Genomic DNA, 17,302 nt, shown 5'->3' with positions numbered 1-17,302 from the left:
TAAAGTAATAGACAGTTACCCTCAACCATGGACAAAATTTATGACCTACTAAGCAAACATTGGGGGTATCATGCTTTTAGACCCCTTCAAGAAGCCATCATCACGGCCATTCTAGACGGCAAAGATGCATTGGTTTTTTTACCTACTGGTAGCGGGAAGTCACTTTGTTTTCAACTACCAGCCTTGTGCAAAGAAGGGCTAACCCTTGTCGTTACGCCACTTATTGCGCTTATGAAGGACCAAGTTACCCAACTTGCTCAGAGGGGTATTCATGCAGAAGCCATTTTCTCGGGGATGTCTAGTTTAGAAATAGAACGCAGCCTAGATAACTGTGTATATGGTAACGTAAAGTTATTGTATGTATCCCCAGAACGATTGCAAACCGATCTTTTTAAGCTTCGTGCACCTAACATGTCTATTACTACCCTGGTAGTAGATGAAGCCCACTGCATTTCCCAATGGGGATATGATTTTAGACCTTCTTATCTAGAAATTGCCCACTTTAAGCAAATGATTCCCAAGGCCAATACAGTGGCCTTTACAGCTACTGCCACAAAAGCGGTTAAACAGGATATTCAAGATCGTTTGCAACTGAACCATCCACTCCTTTTTACACAAACTTTTCATAGACCCAATCTAGTCTACTGGGTACGCAAAACAGAACAAAAAGAAACACAACTGCTCAAGGCACTACAACAGTCCACTGGACCAGCTATCATCTATGTAAACACACGCAAAAAAACAGAAACCATTGCTACTTTTTTGCATAACAATGGCATCACCAGTGCATTTTACCATGCTGGCCTAACCATGGCAGATAGAGCTATGAAACAAGCGCTATGGAGCGCAAATAAAGTACGAACTATGGTGGCTACCGCAGCATTTGGTATGGGGATTGATAAAGCAGATGTTTCTTTAGTAGCCCACCTAGACCTACCTGCTTCCTTAGAAGCCTATTGCCAAGAAGCAGGCAGAGCTGGTCGGAACAACGCCATAGCTTATGCTATTCTTTGGTATGATTTACAAGATATTGCCCATTTAAAACAAAAGTGGAAAGAAAGTTATCCCACTATTGACCAAGTAAGAAAGGTCTACCAACATCTAGTTAACTACTATAAAATCGCAGTAGGTTCCCATGCTTTTGTAACCTATGATTTTGACTTAGAGGATTTTAAGAACACAACTGGGCTTTACACAAAAGAAGCCTATTATGGGCTAAAAGCATTAGAATCAGAAGGGTTTATACAGCTCAATGAAGCCTATTACCAACCATCTAGAGTCTATTTTCTACTATCCAGAGAAGCGTTATATGCATTTCAGCTCCGCCATCCTGCTTATGATATATGCATCAAAGCGCTTTTAAGGCTCTATGGTGGTACACTTTTTACACCATATTGTACCATCTTTGAAAAAAAGATAGCCCAGTTGATCCAGATTACAGCATACAAGGTGCAAGACCAATTATATGCTTTGCATCGGCTAAAGGTGTTGGAGTACCTTCCACAAAAAGCCAATGCACAAATTACTTTTTTAACACCACGCTATCTTGCTGCTGAACTGCCCTTACCAGTTCATAAAATCGAGCAAAAAAACAAAACAGCTTATCAACAAATAGAAGCAGTTATACAATACGTTACCAATAACCGGCGTTGTCGGCTGGCCACATTATTAGATTATTTTGATGAAGATGAATCGATCTGCCACCAATGCGATATTTGTAAACGAAAAGCAGCTGAAACGATAGATCATAGCACTATGGCTGCAAGACGCAATTACATTATAAACGCCATTAAGCATGGTAAACAGGATCTTAAAAAACTAATAGCGTCGGTTGCCCCTGAAAAAGAAAAAGCACTATTAGATACTATAAGAACGATGCTAGACGCAAAAGAAATATACTATGAGAACCCTGGCCAGCTACAAATCAGCTTGGCTAAACAGCACCAAAAGCATTGACGATTTGAATAGATGCATGGGCATAAACCATTTTTGCATTGGCATTTCGTTCTAAACAATAACAAGCCTGCATCAACTGTGCGATAATCTCTTTCAATTGGTTCATGGTCACATTGAGGCCAAACTTTTTGCTAAAGGTTTCTTCAGCAGGCAAATGGATAGGCAGAACTGGGCACTCCAACTTGCCCAATAAAGTAACCCTAATCAGCTGCAATGCATAAGCAAGAAAACTTTTTTGTGCATCAACAGATAGTTTATAAAATGCTTCAGATTGTGCCACTAGCTTGATCAAATCACCACTATAACAACTACGCATCCAATGGCTAAAACGTTCAAAGTGATCCTCAACACTTTGCCCGACCAACTGAAAAGCTTTAGATACATTACCTTGCGCCAAAAATGCTATTTCTTTACATCGATGCAAATCTAAATCGCTATATTTATGCTGCAGCAGTTGCTGAATCGCCTCCTGGGAACAAGGAGGAATGGTATGCTGTTGGCTACGGGACCTAATGGTAGACAAAACCTTTTCCCCACTGGAGCTAACCAATAAAAAGACCGTTCCTAGAGGCGGCTCTTCCAAGGTTTTCAACAGTGCATTAGCCGCTGTATGATGCAGATACTCTGGTAGCCATATGCAGACGATTTTATACCCCCCAATAAAAGGTTTTAAGCCAAGTTGCTGAATGATGTTACTAGCCTCTTGCCTACTAATTTGACACTGTTTGCCATCATAATGCATGGCAGCAGTCCACTCCTCTAGGGTCAAAAAAGGATTCTCCTTAAGACAATTTCGAAAGGTTTCTAAATAAGCTGATTGCGCTTCCGAAATCGTATTATTTGCCTTTTTAGGAAATACCAATTGCAAATCTGGGTGAGTGAACTGCGCCATACTGACACAAGAAAAGCAAGACCCACAAGCATCATCTTCCTGACGGGAGCTGCAATTTAAATAAGTAGCAAAAGCCAATGCCAAAGCAAGATTTGCAGAACCAGCAGGACCTATAAAAAGCTGCGCATGAGCTACCTTACCTGTAACCGCCATTCTTATTAAGGTGCTTTTAAAAGCATGGTGCTCAGGTATCGCTGCAAATTGCATCTCAAAGAAATTTATATGCTACAAGCCGCCCTCCCCAACATTGGTTAATAGGCCTTACCACTTATGAGTTTGTTGGAATAGCAGTATTTTTCTTTTTGTACTTTTGATTGAAACGCTCAATCCTGCCCGCTGTATCTACGAAAATTTTCTTACCTGTGTAAAAAGGATGGGAAACGTAGCTAACTTCCACTTTAAATAAAGGATATGTTTTTTTATCCTCCCACTCAATGGTTTCTGAGGTAGCTATAGTAGAACGGGTCATAAACTTGGCACCACTAGAAGTATCCAAAAAAACAACTGGCCTATATTCCGGATGAATCTCTTTTTTCATAAGTATATTAAATAATATATTTTTTTATATAGCGTGATACTGCTAATTTAAGAAAGTTTCTTAATTTTTTAGATATCCTTTTCCTGAGAAAACAGGGGATTCTATAATTGTATATAAGTATGATGCCCTACCACTTTTTTCTTGATAAAGAAGTGGACAAAAAATCAAACCCTCGGCCAAAGCGTTTTACAGGGGCATTTTACCACCATAGTTATAGTGTTGAATGCATACGAATAGATTAGCCCAAGCGTTAAATGCTATTGATGCACCACCTCATACTCTTCTTCTTCCCACCATAAATCGGTCACATAATATTTAATCAGGCTGCCTTCTCCATAATCACGTTGGGTTCTTATTTGTAGCGTGTAGTTAAAGGTATCACCTGCCCAACGCAAATTAATTTTATTTCTAAAACTGCCATAATAGGCTTTTACAGCATGAATTTTGTTGCTGGAGTCTCCAAACGTACTTAATGCTATAGCGTGGGTCATCGCATATAAACCACGCCCCTGCTTACCAATTTTGGCGATTACTTCAAATGCATGGCATGCATTTAACGGAGGGGTAATACTATACCAATTGCCATCACCAGGCACTGTTCCACTAGCATAAGTACCCCTGCGTCCATGCATACTGATGTTACCATTTACGGTTAACCTTTCAGATGGATTGGTTGTACCTATACCAACATATCCATTCGGTTGAATAAGCAGCTTACTCTCCCCTTGTTTATCGACAAGATTAAATCCAAAATCTGGGGTATTTTTGGGATATTGTTCAATACTCCAAGTAGGCTTAAAGTCATTCAAATTATTGAAAAAGGTTATCAACTTAGACGAGCTCCCTTTAGGGGACAAACTTAAGCCATTATCTTGAGAAATAATCTTATCATCTTGTTTGTGAAACATTGAGTCTATTAAATCCTCAAAATCACGTTGGGTAGGGATAGATCCTTTTTCAAAGCTTTTCTTTAGTGCCTCTCTACTAGTGATTGCCATGCTCGGTTCTAATATATTTTTTAGTGATTAAACAATATTCTTCTAAAATTGGTATGGGTGTATCTTTATCTACACATGGTATAAATTCCTCTTCTTTAGAACGCTCCCATGGACCTACTATAAAGTCTTCAGAAATAGCCATATCGCCTATGCTACCATGACGCAATTTCACAGCAGCATCGAATTTATCCACAACAGATATCTTATGATTTTTGGAAGAAACCATAACAGACCATGGATAACCGGCAAACAAATGACTATCATAGGTCGTTACCTTATCTAACTTTAAGTCTGGGGGCTTACCAGAATACTTCAATATAGAAAAATTTCCTATGCCTTCTACATAATAACGGTTATTAATGAAGTCTATAATCTTAGAAGTAGGTATATTGCCACCTAATTGCACATCCGCTGATGGATGAAATAACCATGGAGAAAAAAAGTTATGCAAATCTTGGTAGAGTAGATTTAAGAACAATCCTTTTTCATATCCGGGCTTAAACTTAACAGTAACGTTAACTTTAACATCTTCATAAATAGGGTTGGTTACTTCACATTTTAGAAATGGCGTGCTCACACTTTGTATATAGCTTTTAATTTCAGTCAACAGCTGCCTACTAACAAAGGGCATGCCTAGATTAGAATCTGCTTTAGCCATGACCACAAGGGTTATATGACCAGGACTGATCATATTATGTCCACTTTTTGCGGTATGATTGATGCATTTTACTTTGAAGATTTCTGGAAATTTTTCAAGAACCATGCGTTCGTAATCCCACACTGATATGGCTCTATTTTTATGCCTTAACCGCTCACTGACCCGCCTGTAAAAAGCTTGATGATTTTCGAACTGCCTTCCGCCAAAGGTTTGAAAGGGTTGTTGAACGCCTTCAATGCCCTCTATAGGGTGCTGGAGCTCTTGAATCGCTTTTGCAGGCAATACAGGCGCAGAAAAAACACCATTTTTATCCATAACCCTTGAGACAGCAACCGCTTGCATATAGACGCCCACTATGGTAGACAGCGCCTTTTTTTTATCCATGAACTGTGCTTTGATCCAGGTTAATCCAGGAGTCATACGGGTATTATTGCTATTGACCTGGCTGGGTAAATTAGATAAATCAAAAATCATAATGCCTGATTTAGATAGTCCATTGGTTCCATCTACCACAATCGCCTCCTCAAAGGGTAACCAAATATTATCAGACAGATAAAACCATTTTGGTTGCTGGGTTTCCTGGTCTGGGTTATTTTCACCAATCGCTACATGCATAGAGAGATGGCTACTATTGAGATCTTCTATGCCAAAAGCTATAAATGACTCTCTCTGTTCTACCAATGGTAACAATGTAGCTGGAGCTGCCAATTTACTGGGAAATGTCTTTAAATAACCAAAAGAAGAAATATGAAAAAAGCTATTTAAATACTTTTCCTCCTCTTCCCCAGGAGGAGAAGTGAGTACCATAGACTCTTCTGCCTCGTAATCAACTGTAATAGCTTTAATACGAGGAGTGTAGGGCTCGTGCAATACAGTTATTGCTTCGCCTTTCTTTTTCTGAGCATTTTGCAGCAGTACACTGCTCATCAGGCTAGGATAGATGGCATGACCAAAAGCTTGCTCTGGCCCACATAGTTGTAATTTTAAAAATCCGGCTACAGTTTTTGGGCCATAAACAGAAACATCTAATGGATGGTTTGCTTTAGTGATCCGTAATGCAGCCACATCAATATCACTAATGGTTCTCAGGCCATCTAATTGCTCGCTGCCCTTATTACTTTTTGTAACCTGAAAAAGAGGAATAATTTGCCTATTCTGGCCATAAAATGGATTCCAATGTTGGTGATTTAAGTAAGCAATATTGACCTTAAAGTCTTCATTATTTACCTTGGTAGGATAGGCATCATAATAGGCCTTAAAACCTCCGTCTAGTGTAGGAATGCTATCCCATTTGATATGTATTTTTAAATCTGTTAGATTCTTAGAGAAGATTTCTCCGCTGCCTATATAAAAACTACTATCCAATTTGGCTAACGGGCCAAAAGGTTCAAAGATTTGACTATTATCAATAATGCCCAGCTGATTTTGAAGCACTAATCCACGATATCCCTGCACACTAACCTTTAGATCTATTGTTTCAAGGATTAACCCATTTAAGAGATACAAACCAGTTAATGAGGCTTCATTCTGTACACCAACAGATACAGTGGGGGTTCCAGGATTGACTACGCCGCCTTTGTATTCAGCAGGCAACCTATCTATTGGGGGTGTTTCTGTATTTAAGGATATGGTCATATGTAGGCAACGTGCTTCCTCCATAAATTCCAATGCTACAGACTCTTCTGGGATGCTGAACCATCCATCTTTAGTAGTAATTTGTATATGTGACATGGTATGCAGCATACCTGCCACCTGCTTTAAAAAAGCTGCAGCGAGGATTTTTTTATTTGGATTGCGATTGAGCAATACCTGAAAAGATTCAAAGGTAAACTTCCACTTTATATGAATGGTCCGCATACCTTCAGCAAGGTAAAATAATGGTGAACCCACCAATACAGCCAACTGTTCGTTCGACTGTATTTTAGCTATTTCACTATGGTTAGGGTTAGGGAACAATTCAAAAGGAAGCGCTTGTAATAACTGGCTATCATAGGTAGTAGTAGCCAATTCAACTGTTTTATATCCTTCTTTATCAAATTTTTTAGTAATCAATAGGGTATTAATCTGAGCAATCTTAGCCTTATTGACCGTTATATTACTTTTCGTTTCAAATAAAATATCCTCTCCGTTAACTGGATTTTTAGCCACCAAACGGCTTCCTTCTGGTACAAAAGCAAAGGATTGATTGGGACTAGGCAAAAAATGGACATAAGCCTGATCCGGCATAGAAGGATTGTTATTGAATTTCAGGACATGCCTATAATAGTGGTCTAGTGTTCTTTGTGGAATGTGGTTAAGATGGGCATCTGCATACTGCAGTAGCTCTAGAAAAGCAATCAAAAGTGCCACATGCGGCTCTTTATTTTGAGAGGAAAGCGTATCGAAATAGTCACTAGCAGCCAACTCTTTTAGTTTATAAATGGTATTGAACACAGCGTCAAAAAAGTCATCAAAGCTATCGATAACTTGTTCATCATTAGGCTCCGCACCATTTATTTCATCATAAATCAGATCTGTTTTTAAGCGCCATAAGGAAGTATTGTGGCATTTTTGATAGAGAAAAACAGAAAAATCTATAAAGGATTGAATAGAGCTGACTTTACGGTGTTGTTGTAGTACCTTATATATTTTACTAAGGTTGGTATTGATTTCTTCATGTATAATGGTATCCAATTTTGCTCGAACTACATCTTCATTGGATAGGTTTTTATACCAATAATCGAGCAATATGATTAAATCTTGTGCCACCACCAAGATGTTATACATAGCCTCGTTATCTGCAATTCCTGTAGGGTTTCTGCGTAGTGTTAAAAAATGTTTATGGATATTTTTTTTTAAAGTATCGATATTGGTATGTAGAATAAGGGAGCGTATAACGGTATCATCCTGCTCTAAAAACTTTCGCCAGACATTTTGGTCTATTCGTTGATTATTATTATCATAATAAGCGAGCAAATCAGTATATAAGTAGAGGAATCGGAGGTGATCACTAAATTGTCGGTCACTAATCAACAGGTTGTTGTCTACCAATTCAGGTAATAATCGTTCAGTATGGCAGGTACCTCTTCCGGCAAATAAAATATTAAGTTTTTTTTGAATATTCATACATTTAAACTATGATCTTTTTCCAAAAATTAAGATATTGAGCAAAGAAGCGTGATCAAGCAGACAATCACCACGCTTTGACGGTAATCTAATCTAAAAACCACTTATAAAAAAGTAATTAAGCTTAAAATTTATGCATCTCTTATCCTATTTAGTGAGTACGGTTGTGTTTATGGCAACAAGTTTTAAATTGAATCATGCAGTTGCATCTTGGCACAAAGAGGATATGATGGTCCAAGCTTTGCAAGTTACAACATCCTATATTACCCATGAAACAGATGTACCTTCTGATCAAAAGGATATGCCTTCTGATTCGTTGGATGAGATCTTGAAAAAAGATACCCATGCAGAAGGAGCCATTCAAAACATATTAGGTGGCTTGGCACTTTGCTATAATGTTTTAGCCAATCTTCTTTTATATCCCATCTTTTCTTTCTTATTATTGATCTTGTCATTAGGTGGTATTATCCTAGTTGGGATTTGGATTAGCAAGATAAAGAATGAAAAAGCAATTTCCACAACTTGGATACTATTTACCTGTTTGTATCTACTTTTTTACTTTGATCTATTTTTAGTAGTTTACCAGAAAAGGGAGGTGCTTTTTTTATTTCTAGAATTAGAAAAAGATCTGTTTTTAACAGTATCTGCAGCATTCATTGGTTATGTAGTAGGTAAGTTCTTTTCTAGTAAATTTTTCGAAGAAAAGAAATTGCCATAATTTGCAGGTTATAAGATGGTGTATCTATTCACTACTTTGGCTAAATTTTACTTTTCTGCCGTATCTATCCACATCACTGGCTAATAGTGAGTTGTATGCCACTTTTTTCTTGATAAAACAGTGGGCAAAAAATCAAGCCCTCGGTAACAAGCCAGGGCATTTTATATGCCTAATAATCAATGTAATGTATTTATAAGCGGTTCTAAAAGGGGTATAACGACTGGTCTTAAAAAAGCACTAAAAAGAAGATCTGCTATTGAACCACATATTGGCCATTATGATTTCTTGAGATGCAGGTAATCGCATAGAAGAACCGTCTACAGCAATAAGCCTATATTCTTTCCATGTTCCATAATTAGCATCATGTTGGTCAGCTATGCGGATGCTGTTTTCCAGTAATTCTTTAAATCCAGTATAAGCAAATTTGTACCTTGCTTTAGAAAACTCTATTATTCCTTTCTATTATGGGGGCTTTTGCAGAATTCGAACGTTCGCTGATACTGGAAAGGCAAAGAGAAGGGATTGCACTAGCTAAAGCTAAAAATGCCTATAAAGGACGCAAGCCTTGTATGAATCAAGAACAAATCGAAAAACTTCATTCCTTAGTTCAATCTGGAATACAAAAAACAAAATTGGCCCAACAATTTGGTGTCAGCAGGGATACGTTATATAAGTATTTAAGGAAGGATTCCTAAAAATATATAGTTATATTATTTTATACGACAGGTTGTATGAATTTAGGAAAAAAATTGCTGTATAGAGATATTGTTACAACTGATATGTCAGGTTAAATGTAACCTACTACAAGGTTAGTAATAAGTTTTAAAACGTAAAATCATAATAGAAAAAATTAGCTTTAATTAAAACTAAACTAATTCAAAATGAACAGGAATAAATTTAAAGTTCTACTATGTAGTTATATAATGGGAATAGCTTGCAGTGGACACGTATCGTATCAACCTATGTTAGCAGATGTAGTAAAGAATGATTACCTACGTGATATGGATAGATATCCCTTAAAACATGGAGAAAGTGGGGAGACAACCAACCGAGAAACAGGAAAGTGTAACACTTTTAACTATAGATTCAAAAAAATTGGTCCCGATGAGAAAGATAGACTATATGGGGAAGCATATCCTATATATCTCGTGCAACATCATACAGTTGCAAAATTCGAGCGTACTGTTGATATATTTACACAAGAAAAATCTACGGTATCTGCTCATTATGTTATTGACACTAATGGGAGTGTGTATCGTTTTGTTTCGGATCTTTACAGAGCTTATCACGAGTCTGTCTTTTAAAGTGTGTAAGTAATTTTTAGGTTGTCTATTTCTCTCTTTCTAGAGAGTCACCCTTAACCCTAAAAAAATGAAAAGAAAAGAGACACCCAAAGACGGCATAAGCAAGGCTATAGACGTACTGATAGACTCAGGCGTAGACTTATCGACCCTATTTGACCAAGGCGGTTTACTCAAACAATTAAGTAAGCGTCTTGTAGAAAAAGCCTTAGAGTCAGAAATGGATAGCCATTTAGGCTATAACAAGCATGCTCGTAGTGATTCAGAAAATGCTCGTAATGGCTTATCCAGCAAGCAAGTTATCACTGATCATGGGGTTATATCGGTTGAAGTTCCAAGAGATAGATCCTCTACTTTTGAACCTGTTTTATTACCTAAACGCCAAACAAGAATTCCTGGTTTAGATGATAAGATCTTATCTTTATACGCTAAAGGTATGAGCCTATCAGATATTCAGGTTCAAATACAGGAATTATATGGTGCAGAAGTTAGTGAAAGCCTGATAAGTAACATCACAGATTCTGTTATTGAAGATGTTAAGATATGGCAAAATCGCCCATTAGAATCAGTCTATCCTATTGTTTTTTTTGATTGTTTTGTAGTTAAAGTTAGACAAGATAAACGTATCATCAACAAGGCAGTCTATGTTGCTTTAGGTATAGATAGATCTGGCATAAAGGATGTTTTAGGGCTGTGGATGAGTGAAAATGAAGGAGCTAAATTTTGGTTAGGTAATTTAACAGAACTCAAAAATCGGGGTATGAACGATATGCTCATTGCATGTACAGATAACTTGCCAGGTATGTCTGAGGCAATCGCTGCTGTATACCCTAAAACAGATCACCAACTCTGTATTATTCACCAAATTAGGAATAGTCTGCAGTATGTGTCCTATAAACATAGAAAGGAATTAGTTGCTGATTTAAAGCCAATTTATACAGCAGTTACTCAAGAAGAAGCCCTGATGGCATTAGAAACTTTTGCTACTAAATGGGATAAACAATACCCACAAATAGCCAAGTCTTGGTATGCTAACTGGGATAATCTGATGATATTTTTACAATATCCTAACGCCATACGTAGAGTCATTTACACAACCAATGCCGTGGAATCTGTAAATAGCCAATTTCGTAGAGTTACCAAAAATAAAAGAGTGTTCCCTAACGATATAGCTGTGTTTAAAACATTATATTTAACTATTAACTATATGACCAGAAAATGGACCACGCCTATCCATAATTGGAGTGAGGCTATGGCTCATTTTTTAATTAAATTTGAAAATAGAATCTAACAACCCTAAAATATAGTTACACACTTAACTGGACAGAGCCCTTATCACGCAGGCATTGGTAGTTTAGCTGCAAGCTCTAAACTTAGTAGTTCTTTAGTATCTTATTCCGAACTACAAAATGATATGAATAGTTGGTCTATTGGAATTGAAAATGTAAATAATGGTAATCAACCTTATACAGAGGCACAAATCAAGTCTAATGTAGAACTGTCTGCAATGCTTACTCAACAGCATAGGAGCATTGATGCTAAACTAATGCTAGGACATAGCGATTGGGATCCAAGTAGAAAAATTGATCCAAATCCTTATTTCTTTTGGGACAAATTGGCTAATGCACAGGACGAACCATCTTTTAATGAACTGAACATTAATAAAAATTTTGGTATATACCCCAGAAAAAAGGACTTAAGTATAAGTCCAAACCCTGACATAGTAGTGTCTTATAAGGAAAAAGATAGTAGGTTATCACAAGATGAACAAGAATGGATCCAAAAGCTACGCGAATATGGATATAATATCAAAACAGATGGTACTTATAATGATTCAGTTCGGAGAGGTATTTTAGCATTTAAAATACACCATTCTGGTGATGATATACTTCGTAATGATGCTTCACATAAGGATTGGGAAAAAATATATCATGGAAAGGAAGGGCCTCTTTTATATCAGTTTAATGCGAACGATGGTCAATATCTAGATGATCTATTAGATCAGTTTTCTAAATAGTTTATTCCAAAAGTATTGTCTAATAACGAGAGTTATTGATTTATATTAATATGTAAACATTTGCATTTGTTTAACAAATGTTTTAGATATATTATGTGTAATACGCTGATAACCAAGAAATTTACGCATCTATTCACGTCTCTGGCTGGCCGCCTTATCTCCTTCGATAAAAAGTCTGGCCCGATAGTAAATAGCTGAATCGATATATTTTTCAGCGGGAAAATCGTGAACTCAGCCCGCAAGCGGGCTTCAAACAGACGATTTTCTAATCCGCTGAAAATATATCGCTCACCTGTTAGTGTTTTACTAGACCTCTTGCAAAACCTATTTCTAATGGAAATTTTGGTGTCGAAGCTTGTCTATGCTCCTCAAATACATTAAGTAGTCGGCCCTGAAGTATTCATACTTCAAGTTATTTATTAAAAAAATAATCACCTGCCCCATTTCAATTTTTTCATGTTCTGTATCTATTCTAATCCTGGTATCTGTATACGTTAGTTCAGGATAAAGCATCTTAGTGCTATAGGTTTTATTTTACCTGATTAGGTGGGTATTAGGAATGTTTTTCTTGTAATAAGGCGTAGATTATGGCTAATAGCACATAGAATAGCATTGAGTTTGTCTCCCAATATTCCTTTCAAGTAGTTAACCGCTAACTTACCATCAGATTTCATATGACCAATATGTGGTTCAATAGCAGATCTTCTTTTTAGTGCTTTTTTGAGACTAGGCGTTATACCTCTTTTAGAGCCGCTTATAAATATATTACATTGACTATTAGGTATATTATGACCTCTGTAACCCCTGTCTACGAAGAGGTGTTTTACCTGAGTACCAGATAGTTTTTCTGCTTGTAATAAACTTCTATGCAAGGTATGTCCATCATATTCATTAGGATCTAAAGCTTCCGTTGATACAATCAAGCCTTGTTTATGGGTGAGCGTAAATTGCACCTTACAACCATACTCATAGGGATTTAAAGCCTTACCTTTACTTACGCAGTAAACAGCAGGTTCATGGATACTATAGACTTTATTTTTACTTTTTTTTGATTGGTTAATAATCCTTTTACTTATAGAAAGCAGATGTCTAAACTGGGTGCGTATTGCTTCATCACACGATTGCATAGAGCGTTCTACATCTCTTACCACCCGACCAAGATAGTTTTTTAATGTTTTAACGCCTTTGGCTAAACGTTTAAACTGTTTAGCATGTGCATAGCCATCTACTTTACGTTTGATAGCTGGGCCTAGACGTTGGTAGGTTTGACGGAGTTTAACGCCTGTTTTCTTAGCTATAGCCACTAGTTTTTGTCTAGCCTTATTAAGCAACGAAGAATCAGTTGGATAGCGAATATTTTTCTCCATTACAGTAGTGTCGGATATCACTTTTTCAAGTTCTTTTGGGCAGACTACTTTTTTTTTAATGGCTAATTGTATAGTCATCGATAAGATCTTATTAACCTGAGTTCTGGATTAGAAATTTAAGAATGCGTTTAAAAGAGCCCCTTTGTGTTTTAAATTTGGAGTTGAAAACAATAACCAAATTAACAAAGGAGCCCATTATGAATGTAACAAAATTAGTCGAAATATATTTCGCTGTCGATGAATTCTTAAAAAATTTATGCCTTATATGGAAAGTCAACTGTTACCCCACTCTACAAGAAAACCTACTAGAACTTGTTCGTTGTCTTTGAGCGAAATAATGACCATATTAATTGCCTTTCATGTAATTGGCTTTAGAAACTTTAAGTCATATTATGCTCATCTACAGCAGTTTCATTCTAATGACTTTAGTAATCTAGTAAGCTATACTAGATTTATAGCACTGATTCAGAGATCCTTAGTACCAATGTACTTTTTTACACAAAGTCTCTCTAAAACAAAAACAGGTTGCTACTTTATGGATGCAACAGCCATCAAAGTTTGTAATGTCAAAAGATCCTATGCTCATAAGGTTTTTAAATCGATTGCTACTAAAGGTAAAACCAGCACCGGGTGGTTTTTTGGGATGAAATTACACTTGATAGTCAATGATTTAGGAGAAATTATGAACTTTTCACTTACCACAGGTAAAGTTAATGATAGATTCCCTGTAGAAAATTTATGTAAAAATTTGATGGGTAAAGTGTTCAGCGATAAAGGCTACTTGAGTAAAGATTTATTTGAGAAACTGATAGATAAAGGTATGGAACTGATTACTCAAATCAGAAAAAATATGAAAAATGCATTTATGCCACTCTGGGATAAACTGATGCTTAGAAAGCGATCTATTATTGAAACAATTATAGATCAGCTTAAAAATATTAGCCAGATAGAACACTCCAGGCACAGAAGTATACCTAATTTTTTAGTCAATTTGATCGCTGGAATCACAGCTTATGGACTAAAAGAAAAAAAAACCTTCTATAACTAACATATATATGACTGATTTACAATAAGTCTAATCCAGAACTCAGGTTATTAAGACCTTCTGCTCCCAATCTTTGACGCCAACGAGTTAATGAACTAGGGTGACAAGCTGCCTTAATCTGAAAATAATCATAGCCACAAAGGTATTGCCAATAAGGATTTTCTACCCATCTAGAAACTACTTGCTCATCAGAAACTTGGTACATATGACTGATAATGAGTAGACCTACAATCAAACGAATAGGTAAAGGAGGTTGACCGGGTCCATAGCTAAAGCTGCGATCTAAATCTGATTCTAAGGATTGCCAAGGAATGGAATCAGCTAACTGAAATAAGGCGTGTTGGGGATTAAGAATCCCAGATAAGCGTTGCTCAAAAAGCCTACAACAAGAATGATTTATCCTCTTAGATTTCATCCCTATTTTGCAAGGTTTTATACAAAAAAACTCTAAAAATGGTTATTATATATATTATAATATACGGGTTTTTATATTCACAAACAAATAAATATATAATATTTCAGGGCCGACTAAATAGCTGAATCGATATCTTTTTCAGCGGGAAAATCGTGAACTCAGCCCGCAAGCGGGCTTCAAACAGACGATTTTCTAATCCGCTGAAAAAGATATCGCTCACCTGTTAGTGTTTTACTAGACCTCTTGCAAAACCTATTTCTAATGGAAATTTTGGTGTCGAAGCTTGTCTATGCTCCTCAAATACATTAAGTATTCTGCGGTGCTCGACTACACTTCTCCTAAAAATTGCTCATCACAAAGTAGGTTTTGCAAGAGGTCTACTAGAGCGCCATTTTTTATCGAAGGAGACGCTGCGGCTGGTAATGGATTAGCCACTTGCTTTTTCAGCCAAAGGTAGCGTATGCGTTCAAACGCTATGGCCATAGTAGAAAAATGCCCCTGTAAGAGGGTGAGGCCCCCAACTTTTTACCGAAGGCTTGATTTTTTGCCCACTTTTTTATAAAGGATAAAGTGGAATACAATTCATTATTAACCAGTGACGTGAATAGATACAAATCTACTTATTTTTCCTATATTCTATTTTATTTAAAGTAGCATATATGAATTTTTATTCATATTGACTATCAGTCTTAAAAATTAGATCTAATCCAAAACGTAGGACTAAATTTAATGCAAATTAATAGTATTTTATTTTTTAGAAGACCTACTACTTTAATGATCAGTTATTTTCTACTCTTAACAGCAAAGATAACTTTAGAGTACATATGGGAGAATAAGTTTAGGATAGCCTGGTGGTAACTGATTCAAATGACCTACTTGAAATGTATCTCTACTTAAGAGTGAGTTAAGACTAGCATCTTCTGGATAGTTAAGTAGCAGCGGAAGAAAAACAGCTTCTCCAATTATGGATATTTTATCTTTTGTTAGATTAGATAGCCCCCAAATATTTTGGTAACTCATTACCATAGGTAATTTTTGGCCAACTTGCGGGAAATTCCCTAAGTACAAAAAGATATGTCCTTTAATGTACATTATGGTAAAAAATGGATTTCCATGCTCAATTAAATAAGTAAGACGTTCCTTTGGTGTAGAAGTACTTAAGTCAACCACTGCTGTTGCTTTCATCTGGTCGTATGATTGACGAGGCAACCAAATACCAAAAGGAAGGAAAAGACATTTAAGCTCTGCAGAACAATCGTTATAGTATGATAACCCTCCCCAACCATAAGGCCTCCCTTTTAAGCTATTTATTAATTGAGAAAAATTTCTTGGAGATGAACTAATGGGGATATATGCCGCTTGCGTTGAGTTAACTACCACATCAGATAACAAGGCATTTCCATCTTTATCAGCTATAGGTACAGACAAAATCAGTTTTTCCATTATAGCACTACGTGCTGGAAACAATGCACCGATATAGGCTGTTGCTAAATATCTTCCCTGTTGATTTACTAAAGCTGTGTCTGTTTGTATAATTGCAGCAAGCTTTTCTTTTGCAATAGATCTCCATGTTTCAATAAAGTTGTCATTGGTATAGGCTATCCCATCGCTTTCAACCCATACAATAAAGTCTGGTGTTATAACAAGGGACCAACGTTTATCTTTCGTTTGATTTATAACATAAATAGGGGTACCAATAAACAGAGAAGAGGCTTGTAGTTTGTCAAGCGGATAGCCATAACCCGGAATAATGCTGCGTACATAAATATCTGTTGTAGGTAGGCTTCTTCCTGTTAAATTTTTAATTGTTATTGCCCTGTTTTCTTTATGAAAGGATAATATTTTCAGTTCGTCTAATGGAATTGTATCGGCTATATCTTGTATCTTTTTGTGTGGATAAGGTCTAAAGTTAAGGCCATACCATTTGGATTGCGACAGATCATCCTGATTAGAAAATATTGTAAGCTGCTTTTTTTCACTAGCCCAGATGTCTGTTTGTAGAACCTGTTTAACGTAGTCTTGATCCCAAGGAGATGCAGTACCAAAAAAGCGTTCCTGTAAATTTTTCAAATAAGATTGTTGTATCTGTTTGTCCAATAATGGTTTTTCATATCCTTCCTGATATGGATTAATCCATTTGTCTGCTTCCTGTTGGTAAAACTCTATAGGGAAAAACTCCATTGCAATAAGATAAAAAAGGTGGTTACGCTTGTATAGAACTTAAAGTACCATGCTAAGGCTAATAGGTAACGGATAAGCTATACATTAATTTACATATTTACTTACTTTGAT

Annotated in this window: 12 protein-coding genes and 4 pseudogenes; 7 read left to right on the top strand and 9 right to left on the bottom strand. The window is 36.5% G+C overall.

Annotated elements, in window-relative coordinates; genetic code table 11:
- Nucleotides 1-27: 27 nt before the first annotated feature.
- On the top strand, nt 28-1,956 hold the full coding sequence (locus AAHM81_RS04500; RefSeq protein WP_342265302.1) for a RecQ family ATP-dependent DNA helicase: 1,929 nt from the start codon (nt 28-30) through the stop codon (nt 1,954-1,956).
- Here the strand turns inward: AAHM81_RS04500 and AAHM81_RS04495 are convergent.
- The 4 genes from AAHM81_RS04495 to AAHM81_RS04480 all read right to left on the bottom strand — a co-directional run bounded on the left by AAHM81_RS04495 (nt 1,934) and on the right by AAHM81_RS04480 (nt 8,147).
- Nucleotides 1,934-3,055 carry a DNA polymerase III subunit delta gene (locus tag AAHM81_RS04495; RefSeq protein ID WP_342265301.1) on the bottom strand — a complete coding sequence of 374 codons (1,122 nt, stop codon included), beginning with the start codon at nt 3,053-3,055 and terminating at the stop codon, nt 1,934-1,936. The genes AAHM81_RS04500 and AAHM81_RS04495 overlap by 23 nt on opposite strands.
- 61 nt (nt 3,056-3,116) lie before the next feature.
- Nucleotides 3,117-3,386, bottom strand: a complete 270-nt coding sequence (locus AAHM81_RS04490; RefSeq protein ID WP_342265300.1) for a type B 50S ribosomal protein L31 — start codon at nt 3,384-3,386, stop codon at nt 3,117-3,119.
- A gap of 257 nt (nt 3,387-3,643) precedes the next feature.
- Nucleotides 3,644-4,384, bottom strand: a complete 741-nt coding sequence (locus AAHM81_RS04485) for an adhesin (RefSeq protein WP_342265299.1) — start codon at nt 4,382-4,384, stop codon at nt 3,644-3,646.
- The gene (locus tag AAHM81_RS04480) at nt 4,371-8,147 is read right to left on the bottom strand and encodes a baseplate J/gp47 family protein (protein WP_342265298.1); all 3,777 of its coding nucleotides are present in this window, start codon (nt 8,145-8,147) and stop codon (nt 4,371-4,373) included. The genes AAHM81_RS04485 and AAHM81_RS04480 overlap by 14 nt, the downstream gene beginning before the upstream one ends.
- 133 nt (nt 8,148-8,280) lie before the next feature.
- On the opposite strand from AAHM81_RS04480, the gene AAHM81_RS04475 reads away from it, so the two are divergent.
- Complete coding sequence (locus AAHM81_RS04475; RefSeq protein ID WP_342265297.1) at nt 8,281-8,865, top strand: hypothetical protein; 585 nt, start codon at nt 8,281-8,283, stop codon at nt 8,863-8,865.
- A gap of 276 nt (nt 8,866-9,141) precedes the next feature.
- Here AAHM81_RS04475 and AAHM81_RS04470 read toward each other — a convergent pair.
- Nucleotides 9,142-9,309, bottom strand: a pseudogene (locus AAHM81_RS04470) (IS4-like element ISWosp8 family transposase); the annotation flags it as partial.
- A 20-nt stretch (nt 9,310-9,329) separates the two neighbouring features.
- Here AAHM81_RS04470 and AAHM81_RS04465 point away from each other — a divergent pair.
- From AAHM81_RS04465 to AAHM81_RS04450, 4 genes are all read left to right on the top strand, one after another.
- Nucleotides 9,330-9,560 (top strand): recombinase family protein, encoded by a 231-nt coding sequence (locus AAHM81_RS04465; RefSeq protein ID WP_425286261.1) that lies wholly within the window; start codon nt 9,330-9,332, stop codon nt 9,558-9,560.
- Nucleotides 9,561-9,827: 267 nt separating this feature from the next.
- A complete protein-coding gene (locus tag AAHM81_RS04460; RefSeq protein ID WP_342265296.1) occupies nt 9,828-10,169 on the top strand; it encodes an N-acetylmuramoyl-L-alanine amidase in 342 nt (113 codons plus the stop codon).
- Nucleotides 10,170-10,236: 67 nt separating this feature from the next.
- A complete protein-coding gene (locus tag AAHM81_RS04455) occupies nt 10,237-11,457 on the top strand; it encodes an IS256 family transposase (RefSeq protein ID WP_342265295.1) in 1,221 nt (406 codons plus the stop codon).
- Between the two features lie 12 nt (nt 11,458-11,469).
- On the top strand, nt 11,470-12,183 hold the full coding sequence (locus AAHM81_RS04450) for an N-acetylmuramoyl-L-alanine amidase (protein ID WP_342265762.1): 714 nt from the start codon (nt 11,470-11,472) through the stop codon (nt 12,181-12,183).
- A gap of 554 nt (nt 12,184-12,737) precedes the next feature.
- On the opposite strand, the pseudogene AAHM81_RS04445 reads toward AAHM81_RS04450, so the two are convergent.
- Nucleotides 12,738-13,646, bottom strand: a pseudogene (locus AAHM81_RS04445) (IS5 family transposase); the annotation flags it as partial.
- A 101-nt stretch (nt 13,647-13,747) separates the two neighbouring features.
- Between AAHM81_RS04445 and AAHM81_RS04440 the strand changes: the two are divergent.
- A pseudogene (locus tag AAHM81_RS04440) lies at nt 13,748-14,623 on the top strand (IS982 family transposase).
- Here AAHM81_RS04440 and AAHM81_RS04435 read toward each other — a convergent pair.
- The 3 genes and pseudogenes from AAHM81_RS04435 to AAHM81_RS04425 all read right to left on the bottom strand — a co-directional run.
- Nucleotides 14,621-15,010 (bottom strand): annotated as a pseudogene (locus AAHM81_RS04435) (transposase); the annotation flags it as partial. The pseudogenes AAHM81_RS04440 and AAHM81_RS04435 overlap by 3 nt on opposite strands.
- A 327-nt stretch (nt 15,011-15,337) precedes the next feature.
- Nucleotides 15,338-15,493 (bottom strand): hypothetical protein, encoded by a 156-nt coding sequence (locus AAHM81_RS04430; protein ID WP_342265294.1) that lies wholly within the window; start codon nt 15,491-15,493, stop codon nt 15,338-15,340.
- A 330-nt stretch (nt 15,494-15,823) separates the two neighbouring features.
- Nucleotides 15,824-17,191, bottom strand: coding sequence for an SH3 domain-containing protein (locus AAHM81_RS04425; RefSeq protein WP_342265293.1), 1,368 nt, complete (start codon nt 17,189-17,191; stop codon nt 15,824-15,826).
- Nucleotides 17,192-17,302: the final 111 nt, after the last annotated feature.

Source organism: Cardinium endosymbiont of Philonthus spinipes (assembly GCF_964030745.1).
In the GTDB taxonomy this organism is placed as follows: domain Bacteria; phylum Bacteroidota; class Bacteroidia; order Cytophagales; family Amoebophilaceae; genus Cardinium.
This window is presented reverse-complemented; position numbering and strand designations above follow the sequence as displayed.

Bases quoted from the DNA above. Each gene is read 5' to 3' on its own strand.
- AAHM81_RS04425 (WP_342265293.1), bottom strand. From the start codon at position 17,191: ATGGAGTTTTTCCCTATAGAGTTTTACCAACAGGAAGCAGACAAATGG.
- AAHM81_RS04455 (WP_342265295.1), top strand. From the start codon at position 10,237: ATGAAAAGAAAAGAGACACCCAAAGACGGCATAAGCAAGGCTATAGAC.
- AAHM81_RS04460 (WP_342265296.1), top strand. From the start codon at position 9,828: ATGTTAGCAGATGTAGTAAAGAATGATTACCTACGTGATATGGATAGA.
- AAHM81_RS04485 (WP_342265299.1), bottom strand. From the start codon at position 4,384: ATGGCAATCACTAGTAGAGAGGCACTAAAGAAAAGCTTTGAAAAAGGA.
- AAHM81_RS04500 (WP_342265302.1), top strand. From the start codon at position 28: ATGGACAAAATTTATGACCTACTAAGCAAACATTGGGGGTATCATGCT.
- AAHM81_RS04490 (WP_342265300.1), bottom strand. From the start codon at position 3,386: ATGAAAAAAGAGATTCATCCGGAATATAGGCCAGTTGTTTTTTTGGAT.
- AAHM81_RS04475 (WP_342265297.1), top strand. From the start codon at position 8,281: ATGCATCTCTTATCCTATTTAGTGAGTACGGTTGTGTTTATGGCAACA.
- AAHM81_RS04480 (WP_342265298.1), bottom strand. From the start codon at position 8,147: ATGAATATTCAAAAAAAACTTAATATTTTATTTGCCGGAAGAGGTACC.
- AAHM81_RS04430 (WP_342265294.1), bottom strand. From the start codon at position 15,493: ATGGCCATAGCGTTTGAACGCATACGCTACCTTTGGCTGAAAAAGCAA.
- AAHM81_RS04465 (WP_425286261.1), top strand. From the start codon at position 9,330: ATGGGGGCTTTTGCAGAATTCGAACGTTCGCTGATACTGGAAAGGCAA.
- AAHM81_RS04495 (WP_342265301.1), bottom strand. From the start codon at position 3,055: ATGCAATTTGCAGCGATACCTGAGCACCATGCTTTTAAAAGCACCTTA.